Raw genomic sequence first — 23559 nt, 5'->3', positions numbered from 1 at the left:
ATTTAAGCCTTAACGACATCGTGACAACGTAAGCAAAGTTCATCTTCACCAACAACATCAACGATATTCCAACAGCGGGGGCATGTATGACCTTCAACTTTTTCAACAGAAACTTCATAGCCCATAACTTCTGGCAACGCATCACGAACAAGTTCTAGTTTGGATACAATAAACCATTGTGCATCATGTTTTCCTAGAATACTTTGTACTCGTGTTTCATCTGCTTCATTAAGATGGAGACGAACATGCGCCTCTAAAGACTTACCAATTACTTTTTCTGCACGTTTTTCTTCAAGTGCCTTAAATACAGCTTCACGTAATTTCAAGAGTGAATCCATTGATGTAACTTCATCACTTGAAAGGATTGGATTAACCAATTTGCTAAACTCTTGAAGATGGATACTCTCGTCTTCAGGTCTGAATACACGGTTCAACTCTTCTGTAGTATGAACAAGAATTGGCGCCATAATACGGGAATAGATCATCAACGCGTGATAAATCACTGTTTGAATTTCACGTCTTGAACGATTATCTTCTTTTTCGATGTAAAGAATATCTTTTGTATAGTCTAAGTAATATGATGACATCATATTTGTAAGAGAACTAACAACAGAAGTTGTTACTTTTTGATAATCAAATGCTTTGTATGCTTCTTGAGCTTCTTTATTAACACGAATTACTTCATTTAAAACATAACGGTTAAGCAGTGATAACTCTTCAATTGCGATCCCATCAACATCAATATCAAAGTTCGCAAGATTTCCATGCATAAATCTAAATGTATTACGGATTTTACGATATGACTCAGATACTTGTTTGAGTAGGTCTTGTGACATTTTAATGTCTGAGTGATAATCAACACTTGCAACCCAAAGACGTAAAATATCTGCTCCTAAAGTTTCCGTAATTGCTTGAGGACTTAAAGCATTCCCTTTTGACTTACTCATTTTTTCGCCATCATCATGCATAATAAATCCATGACTTACAACTTGTTTATACGGTGCAAAACCATAAAGTGCAACAGAAATGATTAATGATGAATTAAACCAACCACGATATTGATCAGAACCTTCTGCGTATACATCCACAGGAAGTGGTGTCTTACAGTGGTTTAATGCTGCAGTATGAGATGATCCTGAATCAAACCATACATCCATAATATCGGTTTCTTTTTTAAAAGTACCATTGGGTGAATTTGGATGTGTATACCCTTCTGGTAATAATTCTATTGCTTCACGTTCAAACCAGACATTGGTACCAAATTGTTCTACTAAATCAGCTACATAATCGAAAACATCTTGTTCAATAATTGGAGATCCATCTTCAGCATAGAAAATTGGAATCGGAACGCCCCAAACTCGTTGACGTGAAATACACCAGTCACCACGGTCTGCAATCATATTATGCATACGTTTTTGACCCCATTTTGGTGTCCATTCTACTTTTTCAATCTCATCCAATACATTTTGACGTACGGAATCAATCGAAGCAAACCATTGTGTTGTCGCGCGGTAGATAATTGGCTTTTTAGTTCTCCAGTCATGTGCATAGCTATGTTTAATCCACCCCATTTTTAAAAGAGCACCCAAGGATTCAAGTTTCATAGTTACAGCTTTATTTGCTTCTTCAAAGAAGAGCCCCGCAAACTCACCCGTAACTTCAGTTAAAACACCTTGCTCATTAACAGGACTAATTGGCTTAATGCCATAAAGTGCGCAAACATTAAAGTCATCAACCCCATGGTCAGGAGCAGTATGAACACATCCTGTTCCAGCTTCATCGGTAACGTGATCACCATTTAATACGGGTGATAAACGATCATAAAGTGGATGTTGTGTTGTAACACCTTCGATGTCACGTCCTTTAAAGCGTTTTAAAATTTCTCCTTGTTCGAGTTCTAATTCTTTAAGTGCGGATTCCATAAGGGATTCCATGAACACCATGTTGCCCTTTTCAGTTTGAACCAGTACGTATTCCATATTTGCATTAACTGAAATTGCAAGGTTTGCAGGAATTGTCCATGGTGTTGTTGTCCAAATAACCATCTTATCACCAGCATCTAAGACACCCTTACCATCAACAACATCAAATGCAACAAAGATTGCTGGATCACGACGTTCGCGGTATTCAATTTCCGCTTCAGCAAGTGCAGATTCACTTGATGGTGACCAATAAACAGGTTTTAATCCTTTATAGATCATGCCCTTCATCGCCATTTCCGCAAATACACGAATTTGTGTTGCTTCAAAATCTTTATTGAGTGTTAAATAAGGGTTCTTATAATCCCCAATTTTACCTAACGATTTAAAATCAGCCATTTGAATTGCAACTTGTTCATGCGCATATTTCTCACAAAGCGCTCTAAATTCGTATGTCGGCATTTCTTTACGATTGACACCTAATTTTTGAATTGCATTTTCAATTGGTAAACCATGTGTATCCCACCCTGGTCTAAACGGCGTTTGATAACCTGCCATAAATTTAGTACGGACAATTAAATCTTTTTGAATACCATTTAAAGCATGACCAATATGGATATTTCCATTTGCATATGGAGGACCATCATGCACTGTGAAAAGTGGTGCACCTTCGCGCACTTCTTGCATTCTTTCATAGAGGTTCATTTCATCCCAATCAGCTTGAATTCCAGGTTCTTTTTTATTAAGATTTCCTCTCATTTCAAAATCTGTCTTTGGTAATAATAGTGTATCTTTGTAGTTCATATTTTTGCTCCTAACATATAAAAAAAGACGCCCTAATAAGGGCGTCTTCAACGCGGTACCACCTTAATTTACAGATACGATCTGTAATCTCAATACGTTAACGCCGTAATACGTACTTTCTACTATGATTTCAAAAGTAAGGTTCACAAGTGATATTAAAACGGATTGTTACTTGTTTTCACCATCCACAAGCTCTCTGAAACAATTTATCGTCCTAATTTGTCTTGATCTTCACCAATAAGTTTGGAATTGGGTGCATCTGGCAAGGTTAAATCGTCAATTGCAACCTCTAATTCCATTAATTTTTCTTTTAACTCGTCACGGAGTTCGTTAGATTCATTTGAAATACGAGCTATTTCAACGAGTACTTGACGCGATGTTGACATCGCCTCACGAACAATCATGTCCGCATTCATATAGGCTGTATCTATAATTGAATTTGCTTCTCGTAAGGCCAGCCGCGACATTTCTTCTGCAGCCTTCTCACGAACACCACTTTCGCTCACCAATTGTTGATATCGCTTTTTGATTATATCACGTTGTTCTTGCAATGACTCAACTTGTTTTTGATAAAGTTCGATTTGTTTCGTTAATATTGTTTTATCGTGTTCCAAATTGGTTATCATTTGATCAACTTCAAAACGATCATACCCTTGGCGCATAACTCTAAATTTGGGTTTATGAGACATACTCAACTACTACTGATCTAAATCTTCAAGGTTCATGCTAATTTCCCCTTGAACTCCTATTGTACGTGGTGTACAAAGAATTACATTGTGGCCAATTTTTTGAATTGATCCATCAAGTGCAAACACAACTCCCGTTAAGAAATCAATCGTACGTTGTGCATAATCACGTTGTAATCGATGTAAGTTTACAACTGCTGCGCGTTTCTCTTTTAAGTAACGTGCAACCTCTTCAGATTCTTCAAATGATCTTGGTTCAAATAAAACCATTTTTGTATCTGATGGTAATTTAGGCGCCTCTGATGATGCGCGTGGTGTTTCATATTCGCTCAAGCTCTCAGCCTCCTCGTCAGTAAGTTCAAGATATTCATCTTCAACCGGTGTAAGAATATTTTTAAGTTTATCTTTAAAGCTCATCGTTCAAACCTCCGTTTTGATAAGTATATCATATCATATTTATAGTTTAAAATTAATCGTTATCGCGATCAACCTCAAGCAATCCATAATCGCCGTCAAGACGTTTATAGACAACTGCAACATCTGATGTTTCATCATCTGTGTAAATAAAGAATGAATGACCCAACATTTCCATATCTACAATCGCATCATTTAAATTCATTTTTTCAGCCACAATAGATTTAGTCTTAACAAGTTTAGATTCTTCTTTTGCCTCTGATTCTGCAATCATATTTAAAAATGCTTGTGATAATCCCTCACGGTTTTTACGTGAAATTTTTGTTTTATGACGACGAATTTGGTCTTCTAATTTATCAACAACACGATCAAGTGCTGCATAGAAATCTTCGTGTAAAACTTCGGCACGTAATGGTCCAATTTTTGAAGTAATTGTAACTTCAACTTTTGACCCTTGAGGATAAACATTCACAACCACATTTGCACGCCATGAGTCATCAACCTCGAAATACTTGTGTAAGAATTCTAATTTTTCTTCCACTTTTTCTTGCATTGCATCTGTGATTTCCACATTTTTTCCATGAATATAAACTAACATATAAAACCCTCCCTATTATTGTTGTTTTCTATTTTTGATAAATACTATCATAGTATTTCATCTCACGTCCGGGTGGACGCCCTGTATCGTAACGGCGATCACCAAGAAGTGCGTCGAAATTAACAGGTTCATTGTGTTCTAATGCATCGTTTAAAGCCCCGATGCATTCATTTCCTAGCACAATGGACGACTCATAGAGTTCCATAAATGTCTCGTTCGATGTTTCATCGATATTTGTTGGGTTTGACCATGTATCACGCTTTAAATTAAGAACGTCGTATCGCGCATCGATATTCGAATTAACGATATGACTTGAAAACGCCCACGGATAAGCCATTTTACGTTCCAGTTTCTGAATCACTGGAGTCATAATATTGTGCGGATCGTATAAATAATTCAAAATCTTTTTAAAGGAGCAAATCGCTTCTTCAATCACTAAAGGTTCTAAATATATTCCAAAAACTTGAACGAGCATCGCTTGATAGAATGATGCAATAACCCGTCGCTCTTCTTCATCGACATCAACAAAACGCTTTGGTTTTAACGATGCCATATCACGCCCTTTTACATACGTAACCATTAATGAATCAAGCATTGACTCGTACCGGAAATGCCAGTAACGTGTAGCTCCAGCTATTTCCCCACCACGATAAAACACAAATGGATGTGCAAGGGAATCTAAAGACCAATGTTGAAAATGTCCAGCAATAAACGCAATCAGTATTGTTTTTCTACGTTCATCTTTCATTTCCTTTATAAAACTCACCGCCTGATTGTAAAAATCATTAACATGAGTTCGGTGCACAATCCCACCATAATCAGCGACAATTTTATTAAGTTCCTGATCTTGCCACGGAAATACTTTGTAGTAGAACAAGATATCCGGACCATTGCTCCCTAGAAGATATGCCCGCGGGTGTTTTTTTATCGCTTTTTGGACTGTCGACACGTCAAGTTCATTATAAACATCGAGTGCCATCAGCCCATGTGTAATAACATTTGGTATGACGGCCACCTCCTTTATTACATTCTAACAAATTACCTCTAAAGTTGCACCACTTTAACACAGTTTTCATATTCAATAAATTCCAATTCAAGCGCAACCGCAACCGCTTCATTTACGACCTGCCCATGAAAAATATTTAAACCGTTTTTAATTCCGGAATCGTGCATAACAGCATTATGAATACCACTGTTGGCAATTTTTAAAGCATACGGTAATGTTGCATTTCCTAATGCATAGGTAGAAGTCTTTGGTACTGCACCTGGCATATTGGTTACACAATAATGAACAATCCCTTCTTCAACAAACACTGGATGACTGTGTGTTGTTGGGTGACTCGACTCAAAACATCCCCCTTGATCAATGGCAACATCAACCAAGACTGTTCCCGGTTCCATAATTTTTAAATGATCACGTGTAACCAACTTCGGAGCACGTGCTCCTGGTAGTAAAACACTCCCAATCACAACATCCGCGCGGCGAAGCTCATCTTCGATGTTTTTTGAATCACTATAAATTGTATTTACTGCTGTTCCAAAAACATCTTCAATATATGCAAGACGATCTAAATTACGATCCATCACACTTACTGTTGCACCTGTTCCAAGTGCTGTTTTACAAGCACTCATTCCTACAACACCCCCACCAATAATCACAACATGTCCACCACGAACGCCTGGAACCCCTGATAACAAGATACCCTTGCCACCATAGGTCTTTTCTAAATACTTGGCACCCTCTTGAATTGATAGACGTCCCGCAACCTCAGACATCGGTTTTAAAAGTGGTAAACGTCCCAACTCATCCGTTACCGTCTCATAAGCAACCGCAGTAATATTACGTTCCATTAATGCTTTTGCTAGAGGTAAATTATCCGCCAAGTGTAGGTACGTAAAAAGAATTTGATTGGCTTGCATGAGTTCATACTCTTCAGCAATAGGTTCTTTAACTTTTATAATCATCTCCGATTGTTTCCAAACAGATGCTGCGTCATCACAAATAATCGCACCATTGCTTTGATATTCTCTATCGGTAAAACCACTTCCAAGACCTAATCCAGCCTCTACGTAAACTTCGTGGCCATTTTTAATGTATTCAATAACATGTGAAGGCATAATCCCAACACGTTGTTCAAAATCTTTTCGTTCTTTTACAGATCCTATACGCATTAAAACAACTCCTTTATTTTCTCTAACAAATCTCTACGTGACCCACTCCAGTCGCACTGATAATCTGTTCCGCGATGAATTAAATTATCTGTCAGCAGCCATGTTTGCATCCCAAATTGAGATGTCATCATATCTTCTTCCACATCATTTCCAATCATTAAACATTTTTTTGGATCCAACATATTATCACGTATGATTTCTTCATAATACATTGGGTTTGGTTTACAATGATGGTTTTTCTCAAATCGGGTAATATCGTCAAAATCATCCAATTCGAGACCCGACCACCAAATGCGTTTATCAGTAGCAAGTTTTGGAAAAAGTGGATTTGTAGCCAAGATCACTTTATATCCTTTTTCTTTGAGGTAACGCACCGTTTCAACCATCGGTGGTGAAATTGATGTTACGGTCTCAACGATGTTATATTCATTTTCATAATAATCATCTAATATCGTATCAATTTCATGTTTAATTTTTGATCCAACAAGTGATTCAAAACAAGCATAAAAAACCTGTTCATTTGTTTTTAATTCATCCTGATTCTGAATCATTGCCGCACTGGATTTCCACAAGGCCTTAGCCATTAATTCCGGTTCGATAATATGTGCAACCTTTTGCGTAATTGATGTTAAATATGTTCGTTCAAAGTCATCCCCATCAAGCGGTAGAATTGTACCGTCCAAATCAAAGAGTACTGTATCAATTCCGAGTGCATTGCTCAAGTTTACATTTTTCATGTGTTACCTCCCACTTTTTTGAATTATATCATAAGTGTTAAATATTCTTATCATTAAGTTTCAATCTATCGTTCATTTTATTGCTTAATGAACCTCAATTTGTTATAGTTTTAAAGCGAGGAGGTGGATACCAATGGAAGGTCAGAGTTGCATGAACGATAGTATTAGTGAACGATCTTTGGATGATGACCCCTTGGGTACACCTCAAGAAAGTCATCGATAAATTTTGTTCATACAAGACAGTATGAAGGGAGTTTATAACTATGTCAGAAATAAAAAAAGAGCTAATTCAAACACTTCAACTTAATCAGGAAGAATTGTTTGAACAATTGGATGCATCTCCAGAGGGTTATACATCCAATCGAGCAGAGGAAAAGCTCGAAGAATTTGGTCCCAATGAGATCAAACCTCAAAAGAAAAAAAACCCTCTTATTGGATTCGTTAATGTTTTAATTAATCCATTTAATTTGGTATTGATGGTAGTTATTGTAATTACATTTATTACAGATATTTTATTAACACAGGAAAAAGATTATTTAACCATTTCGATTTTAGCGATTATTATTATAATTTCAACGCTGATTTCATTTATTCAAGATGAACGATCCAGTGCGGCCAGCGAGAAACTCTTAAATATGGTTTCAAATACAACTGCAGCACTCCGTGATGGTCAGTTTATTGAAATTCCAATTGATGATCTCGTCTTGGGTGATGTTGTGCGACTTTCTGCTGGGGATATCATTCCCGCAGATATGCGCGTAATATCCGCAAAAGACTTATTTATCTCACAGGCAACATTAACTGGGGAATCTCAACCTATCGAGAAGTTCGTAAAATTTGATGAGTCTCAAATGGATGCAGACAGCGATTATACGAATTTATGTTTAATGGGAACAAACGTTGTTTCTGGGACTGCTCGAGCAGTTGTAATTCGTACCGGTAGTGATACCTATTTGGGACAAATGAACCGTTCATTAAAAAATTCAAAACGTCCAAACAGTTTTGAGAGCAGTATTTCCACAGTAAGTCGCTTACTCATGAAATTAATGCTTATTATGTTACCCGCTATTTTCATTATTAACTGGGTGTTTAAAGCTAATCCAATTGAATCCTTTGTCTTTGCACTTACTGTTGCAGTTGGATTAACCCCGGAAATGTTACCTGTTGTACTAAGCAGTGGCTTGGCACGTGGTGCGATTAACATGTCTAAACACCAAACGATTGTGAAGTCACAAAGTTCGATTTCATCATTTGGTGAGATGGATGTCTTATGTACCGATAAAACCGGTACTATTACGCAAGATGATATTATTTTAGAACGTTATATGGATACAACTGGCGAAGACGACATGCGCGTATTACGCCATGCTTATCTAAACTCATATTTCCAAAGCGGACTTAAAAACTTGATTGATCTTGCAATTATTGAACGTGCAACAAGTTACAATATGGATGACCTTGTAAACTATTATACAATTGTTGATGAGATTCCTTTTGACTTTGCGCGTCGTCGTATGAGTGTTATTTTGGAAGATAGTAACGACAAAAAACAACTCATTACAAAAGGTGCTGTTGAAGAAATTATGAAATTATGTTCACACATTGACCGAGATGGAAAAGTATTTCCACTTGACGATGAAACGCGTGAAGAAGCAATGGATGTATATATGCAACATAATAATGATGGTTTACGTATGATTGCTGTTGCTCAGAAAAATGAATTGCCAACAGATCACGAGTTCGGTGTCGAAGATGAGAAAGATTTAGTTCTTATCGGTTTCATCGGTTTCCTTGATCCACCTAAAGAAAGTGCTAAACCAACAATTGAAAGTTTAAACCGTCATGGTGTTGATGTTGTGGTTATTACCGGTGATAGTTTGGGTGTTGCTAAAAAAGTATGTAGTAAAGTTGGTATTGATACCGAAGTAACTTATATGGGTAAAGATATTGAAGAAATGAGTGATGAACAACTTCAATCCGTTGTTGAATCATGTCACCTTTTTGCTAAAATATCCCCTGTACAAAAACAACGTATTGTAGAAGCATTCCAAGCGAATAATCATACCGTAGGTTTCTTAGGTGATGGTATAAACGATGCGCTTGCATTGAAACAAGCTGATGTTGGTATCTCAGTTGATACCGCTGTTGATATCGCTAAAGAAAGTGCTGACATTATTCTTCTTAAGAAAGACTTAACCGTTTTAGAAAAAGGAATTATGGAAGGCCGTAAGACCATTGTAAATATGATTAAGTATCTCGAAATGGCTGTAAGTGGTAATGTTGGTAATATGATTTCCGTAATCGTAGCAAGTGTGTTCTTGCCTTTCTTACCACTATTACCTGTTCATATTCTAGTTCAAAACTTACTCAGTGACCTTGCACAAACTGGAATACCATTTGATAACTGTGATGACTCAGATCTCGATAAGCCTCGTAAGCTTGAGTCAGAACGATTGGTACACTTTATGTCAGTGTTTGGACCACTAAGTTCGGTCTTTGATATTATGTGCTTTATTGTATTGTGGTATGTTCTTGGTGTGAATACAGCCGAACAAGCTACTCTATTCCAAACATTCTGGTTTACATTCGGAATCCTGTCTCAAGCACTCATAATCTTTGTAATTCGTGCTAAAAAGCCGTTCTCATTCAAAAACAAACCTGCTTCAATCTTGGTTGGTGTGTCGACACTTGCTGTCATTATCACATTGATCTTCGTTCTAACACCGCTTGCTCAGTCAATTGAACTTCAAATCTTAAGTTTAAATCATCTGACATACGTTCTTGGAATCGTGGGTCTATACTTGATCACCACCGCAATTGTTAAGAAATTTGTTTGGACGCCATTAGACTAAAAAAATAAAAGCCCCTTATCTTGTATAAAGATAAAGGGCTTTTTTTACTGCTTTGCGTTAAACTTGCGATTAAATTTCGCAATTTGACCCTCAACACGTGTCTCGCGTTGTTTCCCTGTATAAAACGGATGTGATGTCGAAGATATATCAAGATTCACAAGTGGCATCACGGTACCATCTTCAAGTGTTATCGTTTTATCAGTTTTAATCGTGGAACCGATTATAAATTGCGCTTGTGTATTGATATCCATGAAAACCACTTTGCGATATTCTGGATGAATTCCTTTTTTCATACTTATTTTCCCTTCTTTCGATATTGCTTAATAATTTTTAATGCCCGCTTTCTGGTTTTTATATTGGGTGATTTAAGATTTCGATATGCAGTTGATTGATCCTTTTTCATTGGTTTCCTCCTGTTGTTGCAAACGTTTCGCATTTAGATATTATCCTACTCTTTAAATTTTGTCAACAAAAAAAAGACATGTGGCTTAAAGCACACGTGTCTTTATTGCACTGCCTTTTTCTGTCTTCGAAATAATAATTTGTTGTTCAATTAGTGTTTTCAACTCTGGGACATGAGATATGATTCCAACATATTCTGCTGTACCTGCAAGATCTGTTAACGACTTCATAGCCTGTTGAAGTGAGGCTTCATCCAAGGTTCCAAACCCTTCATCGATAAAGAGCGCATCGACACGTACTGATCCCGAGAAGCGTTGCACAACATCGGATAAGCCTAATGCGAGGGATAAAGACGCTTTAAATGATTCCCCTCCAGATAATGATTTCACAGATCGAATCTTTCCAGTATATTGATCGTAAACATCCAAATCCAAGCCTGATTTTGTATTGAGTCTTTCCGCTTTTTCTTGTCGTAAAAGAACATATCGATTTGAAGTCATTGGTGTAAAACGTTTATTAGCCTCTTCCACAATATAATCAAAATAAGCTGATTGAACATAATGTTCTAATGCGATTTTTTGTTTACCACTAAGATCTCCATTCGCTGTTTTTGAAAGACCATCCATAATCGCTCCTTGGCGTTCCAGAGTCAGACTGTTTTTTTGAATCGAATCGAAACGTCTTAATATTGATTCGAGTGTCGTCATATTTGTTGAAGCGTCTTGTATCGTTTTATTGAGGGATACGATTGACCCTTCAATTTTATGTTTCTCTTCGGTCAGATATTCTAATGTATGAGGTGGTTTTTTCTCTCGTTGAGTTTTTAATTGATTGATTTCCGAACGAATTTGAATGATTCGCTCATCATAATTCCTCAACATTAAGGCATCGTTTTTCAATGTCATTTCGTTTAAGCTTTCCCACTCAATCTCTTGGATATCAAGATTGTATTTATCACCAAGATCATGAAACTGTTGGTGTTTAAGTTGATATTCTTTTTCTTCTGTTTTGAGTTGTTTGGCAATTTCACTTTCTTGTGTTTTGAGTTGTTCAAGCTCTGTTGATACTGATTGATACAATTCTAAATTTTGTTGTTCTTTTGCTTCCATTTCTTTAATTTGATGATCAAGCGGCTCTATTTTCGCTAACAAACTTTCAATATTATCAAACTCTAAATTTGATTGAATCATCTTGATTTCAGATTTCAAAGCGGCATGACGCATATGTTCTTGTTTCAACGATTCTTTAAGTTCCACAAGATTTTTCTTTAGTTGCTCCAAATTTTGCTGCTGTTCACGCATTGTTTTTATCTTCAAATTTAATGTCTCGTGCTCAACACGTTTTAATTCGATCAATGATTTCAAATCTTGAATTTTAATTAAAATCTCATTAAGTTCAGCTCGAGTTGCATTCTCGTCATCTTCTTTAATAAATTCATTAATACTTGTGATTTTCGTATTAATCACATGGCAAGTTTGCGCTTGGTTCTGTTGAACTTCTTGCTTCTTAAACACTTCTTGTTTTATTTCTTGTATTTGATCATATGTTAGCACTGAATTCATGAGTCGTGCGGGATTTGGATGATCCAACGATCCACAAACTGGACATGCACTATCATCTTCAAGGTTTTGTGCTAACAATCCTGCTTGTTCCTTGTAATAGCGTAATTCCTGTTGAATCAGTAGTTCATTAACTTCAATGTATTCTTTTTCAGCAATCTTAAATGCATCCTGTTCGTTCTCTAAGAGCAATTCCAATTCTCGTTTTGTATCAAATGATTCGATTCGTTTTAAAACGAGCTCACGTTGACCCAAATAGGTTTCTAATTGATGTTCTTGGACAATTTTCTCTTTTTCAAGTTCATAAGAACGATCTCGAAGCAATTCGAGCGTATTTTTAAGTTCTTCTTGATTTTCCAATTGCTTTACAATATGCGTTTCACTTAGATGGAGTTCGCCAAGACGCTTTATTACCGCGTTGTAGGATTCTTTTGTAGACTTTAAGATTTCGTATTGCGGTAACATTTTTTGATACTGTTCCACCTGTCGCTTCACCTGTTCAAGCTGTTTCAACCGATCATTTCGAGTTAAATATTGTTGCTGTATATCTACAAATCGTTTTTGGACTTCTTTGTTTTTTTCGTGAATATCATGGTATCGATGCTTGATTGCGAATATTTTTTGTTTGTTTGCTTCCAATCCATGACGAAGTGGCATTAACTGATTAAAAATCAGGGTTTGTGTTTCAAGCTTTATTCGAAGCTTTTCATAATGTTCTTTTTGACTCAATAATTCCTCTGCTTCACGTTCTTTTTCTTTAAGATGAGCAAGTGTTTGTTGGTATGTTTCCCATGATTTTATGGATTCAAGGATTACATCACGCGTCTGGTTAAGATTTTTTTGTTCAATAAGGTAGGCTGTCTGTTGATCAACCATCACCTGGTATTTTCCTTTTAAATCACTATAGACTTCCTCAAGATTAAATCCTGTGTATTCAATACTTTCTACGAGATTGGGCAGTCCTGCTAGAACACTTTTAACCTCTTGTTTCGTATGTTCGAGTTCGCGCTTAAGTTCGAGATTCTTCTGTTTCAGTTTATCTTGTAGTTTGAGATAAAAACGTGTGTCAAAAAGCGTTCGAAATATATCGGATCGCTTATTGCTCGATGCATTCAGAAGTTCTAAAAACTCGCCTTGCGCAATCATCACGACTTGTTTAAATTGTTGAGCATCCAAACCAACAATCTCAATAATTTTCGCATTCACCGTTTTAATATCATCCAGCTCTTGACCATCGGGCAGATACAGTTGTACGGTTGCGTTTTGTACTGTCGTTCCTTCACCCCGTGCTTTTAAGCGCTCATAACGGGGCTTGCGAACAATTCGATAAATTTCATTTCGATGACTAAAACTTAAATCCACATATGTTTCCACTGATGCATCAGCAAAGTCACTTCGAAGTGACTCTGGCTGACGTTGACTACCACTGGCTACATCATAAAGTGCAAACGAAATTGCATCAAACAATGTTGTTTTCCCTGCCCCAGTATCTCCAGTTATTAAAAAGAGTCCTTGATGAAACTGAGTAAAATCCACGGTCGTTTCTTCAAAGTAAGGACCAAATGCACGCATCGAAAGAAGAATCGGTTTCATAAACTTTCCTCCTGAATTTCATCAATCACTGCTTTCACAATATCAGACTCCTCTTGATTAAAGTCACGACCATTGAGTGTCGTGAAAAAGGCATTAAAAAGATCAAACGGCTTTTGATCTAAAATCTCAGTAGCCCGTGATAGGGATGACTTTGACGATGTACGTGCATTATCAAAATCCAAACTTACAAGATTTTGATAAACACTTCGTAATTTATGAAGTGCATCCCCTTGAATAATATCATCGGTCAAAATCGCATGAATATAATCTTCAGTGCGATCTTCCTTACCTAATTCATAAAGATGTTGTAATGGGCCTTTGAGAATTCGGACATCTCGCAAAGGCTTAAGCTCCACAAATGATATCGCAACATCCCTATCAAGATCGATAATAGGCAATTGTTTTGTATGCATACATTCAGAGAATGAATATTTTAATGGTGAACCGGCGTAACGAATCGTTTCACGTCCAATCGCTTGAGGGCGATGAATATGCCCTAACGCTACATAATCAAACTTTTGAAACAATGACGCATCAATCGCATCCAAGCCCCCTACAGAGGGTCCAATTTCTGAATCAGATAGTATGGGTGTCGTTCCATTACCAATCACAAATTGGTGCGCAATCGCAACATTACGATCTTCTTGATTTATCTTTAAATCTTGGAAAATAAACTCAAACGCTTCTTGAAACGTTGTTCCTGTAAACTCAGGATGGTAATTTCGCACCATGGACGGTTTTATATAAGGAATCATGTGAAAATGAACGGGTCCTAAATCGTCCTGCAGTGTCACAACCGGGATAGAACCAGTATAGTGAGACACTAAATAAATATCGTGTTCTTCAAAAAGTGCACGACCTACACCAAGACGTTCTTGAGAATCATGATTCCCCGAAATGATTAAAACTTGGATATTCCGATGGGATAACTGCGTCAAAAAATCATTCCATACTTCAAATGCTTCTGCACTTGGATTTGCTTTGTCATAGACATCCCCCGCAATTAATAAAACATGCGGTTTGATGGTATCTAAGCTTTCAATGATTTGGTTTAAAACATACCGTTGATCCTCAAGAAGACTTAAGTCATTCAGTCTTCGACCAATATGTAAATCTGCTATATGAACTATTTTCACACTATCACTCTTTTCTCCCTTTATCTTACCACAATCTTTGAATTTCGAGAGTACGATTGTACTTCGATTGACATTTTAAAACAATCCCTTCAACTTGTATTAAAATATATTAAGAAGAAGGATTGTTTTCTTATTTAATTATGCTAATATCAAAGTATTGGGAGGGTATTATGTTAAGAAAAAGAAAGAAATCAATCAGTGATTCATCACAAGAATTGCAAGTTAGTAAAAAGAAGTGGTTTCGTGGAAACCATGAATCAATTGAACAAAACAATGAACAGTTAGAACAAAAACCTCAACGTAAACCTAATTGGTTTACACCTAAGAAAACCGCTGCAGTTGCTTTAAGCCTTGGCGTTGGTGCTGTCGGAGCGTATTCCCTAGATACAAATCGCGTTTACAGCCTCACCTTAGAAGCAAATGGACAAGCACTTCGAGAACCGTTTCAGTACAATAACTCAAAAAATACTGAGGTCACATTACCCAGTGAATCTGATTTTAAGGATGTAGAACCTGGAAGTTTTAAGGGTTGGTATGATGATCAAGGTAATATCATCACCCATTTAAAATTGGAAAAGGATACGCATGTTGAAGCAAAATGGTATGCGATGCATACTGAAGAGAAAGTCGTACTCAATGAAACCCCGTTTGAGAATATTGAAGAAACAGATGATTCCTTACTTGAATCTGAAAGTTATCAAAAACAAGTCGGGAAAATTGGTATTGATGAGACTCGTAAACAATTGGTGTACCGTGATGAGAGTCTCTACAAAGAATCTGTCATTTCCGAAAAAACCATTCAACCTAAAACCGATGCAATTTGGGTTAAAGGGACGAAACCCATTCCTGTAACCCCTACGATACAAGCAACACCTGCTGTAGAATCAGTAAATCAAGCAGTTGCAAAAACTGAAGTAAAATCAGAGTATTATAAGAACTGTACCGAACTTCGAAAAGTATATCCAAGTGGTGTAGGAAGTGATCATGCGGCGTATCGATTGCCACTGGACCGCGACCGCGATGGATGGGCTTGTGAAGCAAAAGGAAATTAAAGAATACGAAAAAGAGAAGGCCTTGGCCTTCTCTTATTTTTTTAATGTGTAGGTTGTAACTTCAGAGTATGGGTTTTCTTCTGAATACCAAGGAACACTACTTCCTGGTAAATATTCAGGTTCAATTGCAATGGCTGAGTGATTTAAAGCAAACTGACCCTGCCCATTTTTAAAACTTTCATCGAAATAATTCGCAAAATAGATTTGAACTGCCGGGCATGATGTTTCAATAAGCAGAGATTTGTTCATAGCCGACAATAAAACGCGTTTATCACCGTTTAATTGATAATTGTGGTCAACATGCCGTGTGTTCTCAAATTGCGGATGGTGACCCTGTAAAACGGACTCAAGCGAAGGATTGCTTCGAAGATCAAAGACTGTATCCGTTACATCAATAAACGTACCATTCGTACATAAAGATTCATCAAGATAGGCTACCTCATCTGCATCAACGTGAAGATGATGTTGAGATAAATCACCATGGCCCAACAAATCAAAATACATATGATTTGTAAGATTTAAAGGCATTGAACATGAAGGCGTTGCAGTATAGCTTATCGATAAGGATGAACCTTCTAAACGATAGATAATTTCATAACTAACATTACCAGGATAACCATCTTGTTCATGACTAAAGTCCCCTTCAAGTACAACAATCGGTTCGTCATCATCATAAAGACTTTTAATGGTTAAATTACGTGAAGATAATCCATTGAATCCACCATGTAAATGCGCAGAACCATTATTTTGACTTAGATGTAATGTCGTATCGTTTAAAGAAATGATACCTTCACGCGTTCTACCCGCTAATGGTCCTACACTTGATCCAAGATAAACCTTATTATCGAGGTAGTCATCATAATTCATATATGACGTTACCACATTAATATCGTCCGTTAACTTAAACGATGTAATCGTTCCACCAAGCGTTAGGATCTTAACTTCCGCTTCATTTGTTTGTAAGGTAATCTCTTTGACGTTTTGTTGGTGTGTCATCACCTGTTTCACATTTAACATACGCTTTCCCCTTTATGAATGGTGAAAAGGATGTGAGGCCACATCCTTTTACTTTATTTAATTTGATGTGTGCCTTCACCAACTGAAGCAACATAGAAGGTTGCTTCATATCCAATTTTATCAGCATATCGCTTACCGACATTTTTAATGAATGCATCAACGTGTTGATTCTCAACAATCGCAATCGCACATCCACCAAAACCTGCACCTGTAACACGAGCGCCAATCGTACCGGTTTGACTCCATGCACTTTCCACAAGTGTATCAAGTTCAATTCCCGTTACTTCATAATCATCACGAAGTGATTGGTGGCTTTCATTCATGAGCATTCCGAAAGCATTAATATCACCCGATTTTAGAACTTCTGAAGCACGTTTTGTTCGTTCGTTTTCACTAACTGCATGGTAAGCACGACGGTATACCACTTTATCGTCAAAGAGCGATTCTTTTGCTATCAATTGATCCAAGGAGAGATCACAGAGGTGTTCAATATTATATTCCTCTTTAAGTATAGCAAGTGCTTTTTCGCATTGAGCTCTGCGTTCATTATAAGCAGAATCCGCTAATCCACGACGTTTATTTGTATTCGCAATAACAATGGATGCATCCCCAAGTTCGACAGGAACGTATTCATAAGCAAGCGAATTTGTATTTAATAGAATTGCATGATCTTTTTGTCCCATTCCCACAGCAAATTGATCCATAATACCACAATTAACACCAATAAATTCATTTTCTGCTTTTTGTGATAATTTAACACATGTAATCATATCTTCATTGAAATGGAACAGTTTATTTACAATCCAAGCCGTTAAAACTTCAATCGAAGCAGAGCTTGAAAGACCCGCTCCATTAGGAATATTTCCGTAATAGAGAATATCAAGTCCAAAGTCACATACATGACCTTCCAACTCAAACATCTTAATAACACCCTTTGGATAATTAGCCCAATCATCGTTTTCATTGTAGACAAGTTTGTCCACCTCTGAAGTAATGATGCCTAAATGTTCAAAGTTCGTTGAATATAGATTGAGTTGTTTATCGTTACGCTTACGAACAAGCGCATACGTACCGTATGTAATCGCACAAGGGAACACAGAACCGCCGCTATAGTCAATATGTTCTCCAATTAAATTAATGCGACCGGGTGCAAAGAACTCAAATTCATGGCTTACACCAAATACGGTTTCAAATTGTTGTGCAAGTTGTTTTTCCATAATTATTTCTTACGTGTCGTCTTACGGATATCAAGTGCAACGGCAATAATAATAACAACACCTTGGATTACGTTTGTCATGTCTGGTGATACCCCTAAATAGGATAGACACACTTTTAAGAGTTCGAAAACAAATACCCCAAGAAGAATACCTGGAACCGTACCTTGACCACCAGCAGTTGATACACCACCAATAGTTGCGGAAGCAATCGCTTCAAGTTCGTAACCTTGTCCTGCTGAAGGTCCAACAGATCCCGTTTTAGCGGATAATAAATAACCTGCTAATCCATAGAGGAATCCTGCAAGTGCAAAGATACGTACTTTAGAACGGCGAACGTTAACACCTGAAACTTCAGCTGCATTTTCATTCCCACCAATTGCATACATGTATTTACCATGTTTTGTCTTATTAAACAAGATCCACATTAAGATTCCCACAAAGATTGCGATAATCGTTAAGTATGGGATTGTTCCAAATATTTTACCTTGTCCAATTTGAATAAATTCATCTTTGAATGTCCCAATTGGTTTATTTTGACCATAAAGCATGTTGATACCATAAATCATAATTTGAGTACCAAGTGTTGCTAAAAACGGTGGAACATTAAGATAAGCAACGATAAGACCATTAATCATTCCAAATATAGTACATACAACGAGTACGATAAGTAATGGTACAAATAGAGGCATATCTGGAACATTTGGAAAGAATTTACCAATAAAGTCTGGCTTTTGAACCAATGTTCCTGTAATTAAAGCAGATAGACCCACAATACGTCCTGCTGATAAGTCCGTTCCGCGAATAATTAAAGTTCCCGAAACACCTAAAGCAATAATAAAACGTACGGATGTATTCGCAAGAATGTTCGAAACGTTTCCTACGGTAAAGAAGTTATCTTGCGTAATACCTGTAAACAGAATCATAACCGCAACCACGATATACATAGAGTAATTTGTTAAAAAATCTTTAAGATCGAATTTTTTATCTTTTTTTTCAAATAAATGCGTTGTCATAATTTTTCTCCCTTATTCCATAAACTTCGTTGCAAGCGTCATAACACTTTCTTGTGTTGCTTCTTTTTTATCTAAGAAGCCAGAAACACGACCCTCGCACATAACCATAATACGATCTGAGACACCTAATAACTCCGCCATTTCAGAAGAAATCATAATAATACTCTTACCTTCTGCAGCTAACTCATTAATAATTTGGTATATCTCAAATTTTGCCCCAACATCAATACCACGAGTTGGTTCATCTAAAATCAGAATGTCAGGATTATTGGCTAACCAACGCGATAAGATTACCTTTTGTTGGTTCCCGCCAGATAAATTTTCAATATGCGTTTTCTTGCTTGCAGTTTTAATGTTTAAACGATCAATACTGCTATCTACAACTTCGCCTATTTTTTTATCATCTAAAAGACCCTTATGAATATACTGATCAATGGATGCGATTGCGACGTTATCCGAAACGGATAAGACACCAAAGATACCATTTCCCCGTCGATCTTCTGTAACAAGCGCAATACCATTTCGGATTGCATCTTGCGGACGATTAACAACAAGTTGTTTATCCCCCAATTTCACAATTCCATGATCAATTGCACGCATACCGTAAATCGCTTCCATAAGTTCGGTACGTTGAGCTCCTACAAGCCCCCCTACCCCCAAGATTTCACCGCGTTTTAGTTCAAAGTAACACTCTTTAAATGACAATGGATTTGGTGACGTTAAATTCTCAACACGTAAAACAACTTCGTCAGTCGGTTTGTTTGTCTTCGGTGGGAACAAACTCTTCAACTCACGTCCAACCATATTTTTAATGATTGAATCATTCGTCATTTCACTTGCTGGCCATGTACCAACATAACAACCATCCCGCATGATTGTAATTTCATCTGAAATCCTTAATATTTCATCCATCTTGTGAGAAATATAAACGATTGCGATTCCTTTTTTGGTAAGTTTATCAATAATTGCGAACAGCTTCTCCACTTCTGTAGCAGTTAATGACGATGTTGGCTCATCCATAATTACAACTTTAGCGTTATGTGAAATTGCTTTCGCAATTTCGATTGACTGCATTTGCGAAACGGTCAGTTCATTAAGTAGTGTTGTTGGCTCCACATCCAATCCAACTTCTTTTAATAAACGTTCGGTTTCCTCATACATTTTCTTATGATCAACTGTTTTAAACTTTGTCATTGGGTAATTCCCTAAGAAAATATTTTCGCCAACAGTCATCATACGAATCGGTTGTAATTCTTGATGAATCATTGAAATTCCTGAATCAATCGCTTCCTTTGCATCTTTAAATTCGACCTCATTACCATTAAAGATTACTGACCCAGAGTCTCTATGATAGATCCCATATAAACATTTCATCAACGTTGATTTTCCAGCTCCATTTTCACCCATAAGTGCATGAACTGTACCCGGTTTTAATCGTAAATTGACATGGTCTAATGCTTTAACCCCAGGGAATGTTTTATTAATATCTTTCATTTCTAGGATGTATTCGCTCATGTCTGTCACCTTCCTATCCTTATAAATATTCAAGTGTGCCGTTAAGCACACTTGAGATTAAACATTAACGTATTTTTAAATTATTGAGCGTCACGTTCTGCGTAACGTTTTACTGCTTCTTCTACAGTTTCTTTACGAGCTTCTGCGCGTTTAAGTTCTGCTTCTTCAGGTTTTGTTACCCCAACATAATCATGCCAGTAGTAAGCTGAAACATCTTTTCCTTGTAATAATTCAAGAGCTACATCAACTGCTGTATGTGATTGGTTAAAGTGGTCATTGAGAACAGTACCTGTTAACTTACCACCTTTTAGAAGTTCGATCGCATCAGGAATCGCATCAACACCAACTACAAAGATGTCTTCGCCGACTTTACGTCCTGCAGCTTCGATTGCTGTAACAGCACCAACTGCCATTCCATCATTATTTGCAAATACGACTTCTAATTTATTACCGAATTGTTCTAAAGCGTTTGCTGTAAATTCTTGTCCTTTAGCTGTATCCCAGTTTGCTTGGTAAGGTTGTGCTAAAGCATTTGTTTTAACGCCTTTTTCTTCAAGACCTTTAACTGAGTATTCTGTACGTTGTTTTGCATCAACGTTTGCAGGGTCACCCATTAAAGTAATGTAACTTACAGATCCATCTCCATCGATGTCACCTTTGTTTTCAAGGTTTGCAATCATGTAACCTTGGATTGTTCCTGATTGTGTTGCATCAGCTCCAACATAAGTTGTTTTTCCTGGCCAGATTTCTAATTCTTGTGTTTCTGGTTCGCGGTTAATGAATACAACTGGAATTTCTTTTGCTTTTGCTGAATTGATAATTGAACCTGCTGCTGTAGGGTCAACCATGTTTGCGATAATTAAATCTTTACCTTGAGCGATAAAGTTATTAATTTGTTCTGTTTGGTTTGCTTGGTCTTGCTTACCATCTTGAATATCAAGTTTGTAAGTGTTTCCATCTTTTTCCCCAACTTCTTTAAAGTATGATGCAAGTTCTTCACGATATAAAGTCATGAAGTTATCATCGAATTTATAGATTGCAACTCCGATGTTATATGTCTTTCCACCTTCATTAGCATTTCCTTCTGCTCCACCTTTTGATGAGCATCCGAATAAAGTAAGCGCTAACAATGATACCAAAATCAATTTACTCAATTTCTTCATCTGTACTTCCTCCTGTACTAAATTCTAGTAAATGTTTTACCACTAGCAAGGTCATAATAACCCATGTAAGCGCTTATGTCAACGCTTACAGTAAAGTTTTTACTGAAAATACAGTTTCTCTAACAACCAACTTTGTAGAACAGACAATCTTCACAGGTATAAAACTCTTCGAACTGATCATAAGTGTCAACAGCTGTGCCGCCAACTCACCCATATACTTCGTATCCAAAGCAACCGTTGTAAGCGGTGGATTAAAGAACTTAGCACTTGCGATATCGTTATAACCAACAATTGAAATTTGATGAGGAATTGATGCCTTCATCTCCCCAAGTGCACGTAATGCACCCATCGCAATCGTATCACTTGCGCAAACAAAAGCTGTAGGTACAACTTCATGCTTCAAGGCTTCAAGAACACTTGCATATCCTGTTTGAGCCGTATACTTTCCTAAGTAAACATTATCTTCATGATAATCAAGCTCAGGATCATTTATCATTAATTCGTTAAACATACTTTCACGTCGATCAACGTATTCAATTTTCGTAGCACCTAAATATTCACGACCTCCGATATAACCGATTCGTGTGTGTCCCATCTCTTTAAGATGACCAATAGCCGCTTCTGTTGCACCTTCTAGGTCATGGACAACGGCAGAATATTTATGTGAATCCGGATTCGAATCGACAAATACAATTGACGGACAATGACGTTCGAGGTCATTGGCTTGTTGGTGTGAGAACTTCCCAACACATACCAATCCATCCAAATCATCTTCTAAAAATACATCGACCATGTTCTCTTTATAGTAACGCTTGATTTGAATTTTGTGGCTGATACAAAAATTTTCAACACTCATTCGAAGTGAGTAGTAGTATGGATCCTCTTCTTCTTCATTACTTGAAATCCATTGTACGATACCAACCATCAATACATCTGCTTTTTTGTTCTTTTTCTTAATTCGATAATTCAATTCTTTCGCAACTCGGAACACCTCATCACGCGTTTCATCTTTTACACTTAAAGTAGGATCTTCATTTAGAATCCTGGAAACAGTTGCCTGACTTACATGCGCCTTCAATGCAATATCTTTAATGGTAGCCATAATATCCTCCTTTTTTTATTGATTCATGCTTCTATCTTGATTTTAGTAAATTTTTACTTGATTTACCAGTATTATTTACTAATTTCTTCAAGTACTGTTTTTGCTTTGCGACGAAGTTGGTACGTATACACCGCTAAAACGCCTCCAGCACCAATTATTATAAAATAAAGATTATTTCGATAATTTAGGTATAAATAGATGAAAAACACTAACAATGACCCAATAACAATCCCACTAAATCGTTCAATTCGGTGCACCATCATTTTTATCACTTCACTGCGATCTTCGTTAAATGAGATAATTGGTTCATTTGAACGTGGTCTTGCAAAGTAGTAATACGTGCCACCTTTCTCACTGGTATACGTACAGATTAGTATAAACCCTTGATCGAGATATTGTTTCTTTAAGTCATCATTCATGGGTTCAATGGTATATGCAACTTCGAAGTTTAACTTCGCAGGTTCATTCTGACAAAAATGGTATCCATTGCCATCAAATTGTTCCAGCATCAAGCCTTCTTCCGCCTTAGCCTCTAAGTATTGAACCTCTTCTTTAAATTCAATGATTGAAAATGTTGTTTTATCTAATTTCATATTAATAACCTATCC

20 protein-coding genes and 1 other annotated feature are annotated in these 23559 nt (G+C 36.9%); of the genes, 2 read left to right on the top strand and 18 right to left on the bottom strand.

What is annotated here, in order from left to right; translation table 11 throughout:
* Positions 1-2 precede the first annotated feature (2 nt).
* The 7 genes from ileS to EL194_RS03665 all read right to left on the bottom strand — a co-directional run bounded on the left by ileS (position 3) and on the right by EL194_RS03665 (position 7330).
* A complete protein-coding gene (gene ileS, locus EL194_RS03695) occupies positions 3-2723 on the bottom strand; it encodes an isoleucine--tRNA ligase (RefSeq protein WP_003775375.1) in 2721 nt (906 codons plus the stop codon).
* 34 nt (positions 2724-2757) lie between these two features.
* Positions 2758-2964, bottom strand: a binding site (T-box leader).
* On the bottom strand, positions 2930-3412 hold the full coding sequence (locus EL194_RS03690; RefSeq protein ID WP_013853095.1) for a DivIVA domain-containing protein: 483 nt from the start codon (positions 3410-3412) through the stop codon (positions 2930-2932). Its footprint overlaps the feature before it by 35 nt.
* 9 nt (positions 3413-3421) lie before the next feature.
* Positions 3422-3826 carry a cell division protein SepF gene (locus EL194_RS03685; RefSeq protein ID WP_003775374.1) on the bottom strand — a complete coding sequence of 135 codons (405 nt, stop codon included), beginning with the start codon at positions 3824-3826 and terminating at the stop codon, positions 3422-3424.
* A gap of 52 nt (positions 3827-3878) precedes the next feature.
* Entirely contained in the window at positions 3879-4421 is a 543-nt protein-coding gene (hpf, locus tag EL194_RS03680) for a ribosome hibernation-promoting factor, HPF/YfiA family (protein ID WP_003775373.1), read from the bottom strand.
* Positions 4422-4449: 28 nt separating this feature from the next.
* Positions 4450-5436, bottom strand: a complete 987-nt coding sequence (locus EL194_RS03675) for a zinc dependent phospholipase C family protein (RefSeq protein ID WP_003775372.1) — start codon at positions 5434-5436, stop codon at positions 4450-4452.
* Between the two features lie 29 nt (positions 5437-5465).
* Positions 5466-6593: an alanine dehydrogenase gene (gene ald / locus EL194_RS03670; protein ID WP_003775370.1), complete on the bottom strand. Its 1128-nt coding sequence runs from the start codon at positions 6591-6593 to the stop codon at positions 5466-5468.
* A complete protein-coding gene (locus EL194_RS03665) occupies positions 6593-7330 on the bottom strand; it encodes an HAD family hydrolase (protein ID WP_003775368.1) in 738 nt (245 codons plus the stop codon). The genes ald and EL194_RS03665 overlap by 1 nt, the downstream gene beginning before the upstream one ends.
* Positions 7331-7593: 263 nt before the next feature.
* Here EL194_RS03665 and mgtA point away from each other — a divergent pair, with 263 nt between their 5' ends.
* Positions 7594-10182, top strand: a complete 2589-nt coding sequence (gene mgtA, locus EL194_RS03660; protein WP_003775366.1) for a magnesium-translocating P-type ATPase — start codon at positions 7594-7596, stop codon at positions 10180-10182.
* A gap of 44 nt (positions 10183-10226) precedes the next feature.
* Here mgtA and EL194_RS03655 read toward each other — a convergent pair whose 3' ends face one another.
* The 4 genes from EL194_RS03655 to EL194_RS03645 form a co-directional block, all read right to left on the bottom strand.
* Positions 10227-10475 carry a type B 50S ribosomal protein L31 gene (locus EL194_RS03655; protein ID WP_003775365.1) on the bottom strand — a complete coding sequence of 83 codons (249 nt, stop codon included), beginning with the start codon at positions 10473-10475 and terminating at the stop codon, positions 10227-10229.
* Positions 10476-10477: 2 nt separating this feature from the next.
* Positions 10478-10585 carry a putative metal homeostasis protein gene (locus tag EL194_RS08555; protein ID WP_016357263.1) on the bottom strand — a complete coding sequence of 36 codons (108 nt, stop codon included), beginning with the start codon at positions 10583-10585 and terminating at the stop codon, positions 10478-10480.
* An 85-nt stretch (positions 10586-10670) separates the two neighbouring features.
* Positions 10671-13736 carry an AAA family ATPase gene (locus tag EL194_RS03650; RefSeq protein WP_003775363.1) on the bottom strand — a complete coding sequence of 1022 codons (3066 nt, stop codon included), beginning with the start codon at positions 13734-13736 and terminating at the stop codon, positions 10671-10673.
* Entirely contained in the window at positions 13733-14872 is a 1140-nt protein-coding gene (locus EL194_RS03645; RefSeq protein WP_003775362.1) for an exonuclease SbcCD subunit D, read from the bottom strand. The genes EL194_RS03650 and EL194_RS03645 overlap by 4 nt, the downstream gene beginning before the upstream one ends.
* A gap of 170 nt (positions 14873-15042) precedes the next feature.
* Between EL194_RS03645 and EL194_RS03640 the strand changes: the two genes are divergently transcribed.
* On the top strand, positions 15043-15924 hold the full coding sequence (locus EL194_RS03640; protein ID WP_126345116.1) for an excalibur calcium-binding domain-containing protein: 882 nt from the start codon (positions 15043-15045) through the stop codon (positions 15922-15924).
* A gap of 33 nt (positions 15925-15957) precedes the next feature.
* On the opposite strand, the gene EL194_RS03635 is transcribed toward EL194_RS03640, so the two are convergent.
* The 7 genes from EL194_RS03635 to EL194_RS03605 all read right to left on the bottom strand — a co-directional run bounded on the left by EL194_RS03635 (position 15958) and on the right by EL194_RS03605 (position 23544).
* The gene (locus EL194_RS03635; RefSeq protein ID WP_003775358.1) at positions 15958-16941 is read right to left on the bottom strand and encodes an aldose epimerase family protein; all 984 of its coding nucleotides are present in this window, start codon (positions 16939-16941) and stop codon (positions 15958-15960) included.
* A 53-nt stretch (positions 16942-16994) separates the two neighbouring features.
* On the bottom strand, positions 16995-18158 hold the full coding sequence (locus EL194_RS03630; RefSeq protein WP_003775356.1) for a galactokinase: 1164 nt from the start codon (positions 18156-18158) through the stop codon (positions 16995-16997).
* Between the two features lie 2 nt (positions 18159-18160).
* Positions 18161-19171, bottom strand: coding sequence for a galactose/methyl galactoside ABC transporter permease MglC (locus EL194_RS03625; RefSeq protein ID WP_003775354.1), 1011 nt, complete (start codon positions 19169-19171; stop codon positions 18161-18163).
* 12 nt (positions 19172-19183) lie between these two features.
* Positions 19184-20686 (bottom strand): sugar ABC transporter ATP-binding protein, encoded by a 1503-nt coding sequence (locus EL194_RS03620; protein WP_003775353.1) that lies wholly within the window; start codon positions 20684-20686, stop codon positions 19184-19186.
* An 80-nt stretch (positions 20687-20766) separates the two neighbouring features.
* Complete coding sequence (locus tag EL194_RS03615; protein ID WP_003775352.1) at positions 20767-21849, bottom strand: galactose ABC transporter substrate-binding protein; 1083 nt, start codon at positions 21847-21849, stop codon at positions 20767-20769.
* A gap of 85 nt (positions 21850-21934) precedes the next feature.
* Positions 21935-22951, bottom strand: coding sequence for a LacI family DNA-binding transcriptional regulator (locus tag EL194_RS03610; RefSeq protein WP_003775351.1), 1017 nt, complete (start codon positions 22949-22951; stop codon positions 21935-21937).
* 71 nt (positions 22952-23022) lie between these two features.
* Positions 23023-23544, bottom strand: a complete 522-nt coding sequence (locus EL194_RS03605) for a DUF2812 domain-containing protein (protein WP_003775350.1) — start codon at positions 23542-23544, stop codon at positions 23023-23025.
* Between the last annotated feature and the right edge of the window lie 15 nt (positions 23545-23559).

The organism is Erysipelothrix rhusiopathiae (genome assembly GCF_900637845.1).
In the GTDB taxonomy this organism is placed as follows: domain Bacteria; phylum Bacillota_I; class Bacilli_A; order Erysipelotrichales; family Erysipelotrichaceae; genus Erysipelothrix; species Erysipelothrix rhusiopathiae.
Note: the sequence above shows the minus strand (reverse complement) of the source record. Positions and strands in the feature narration are given on the sequence as shown.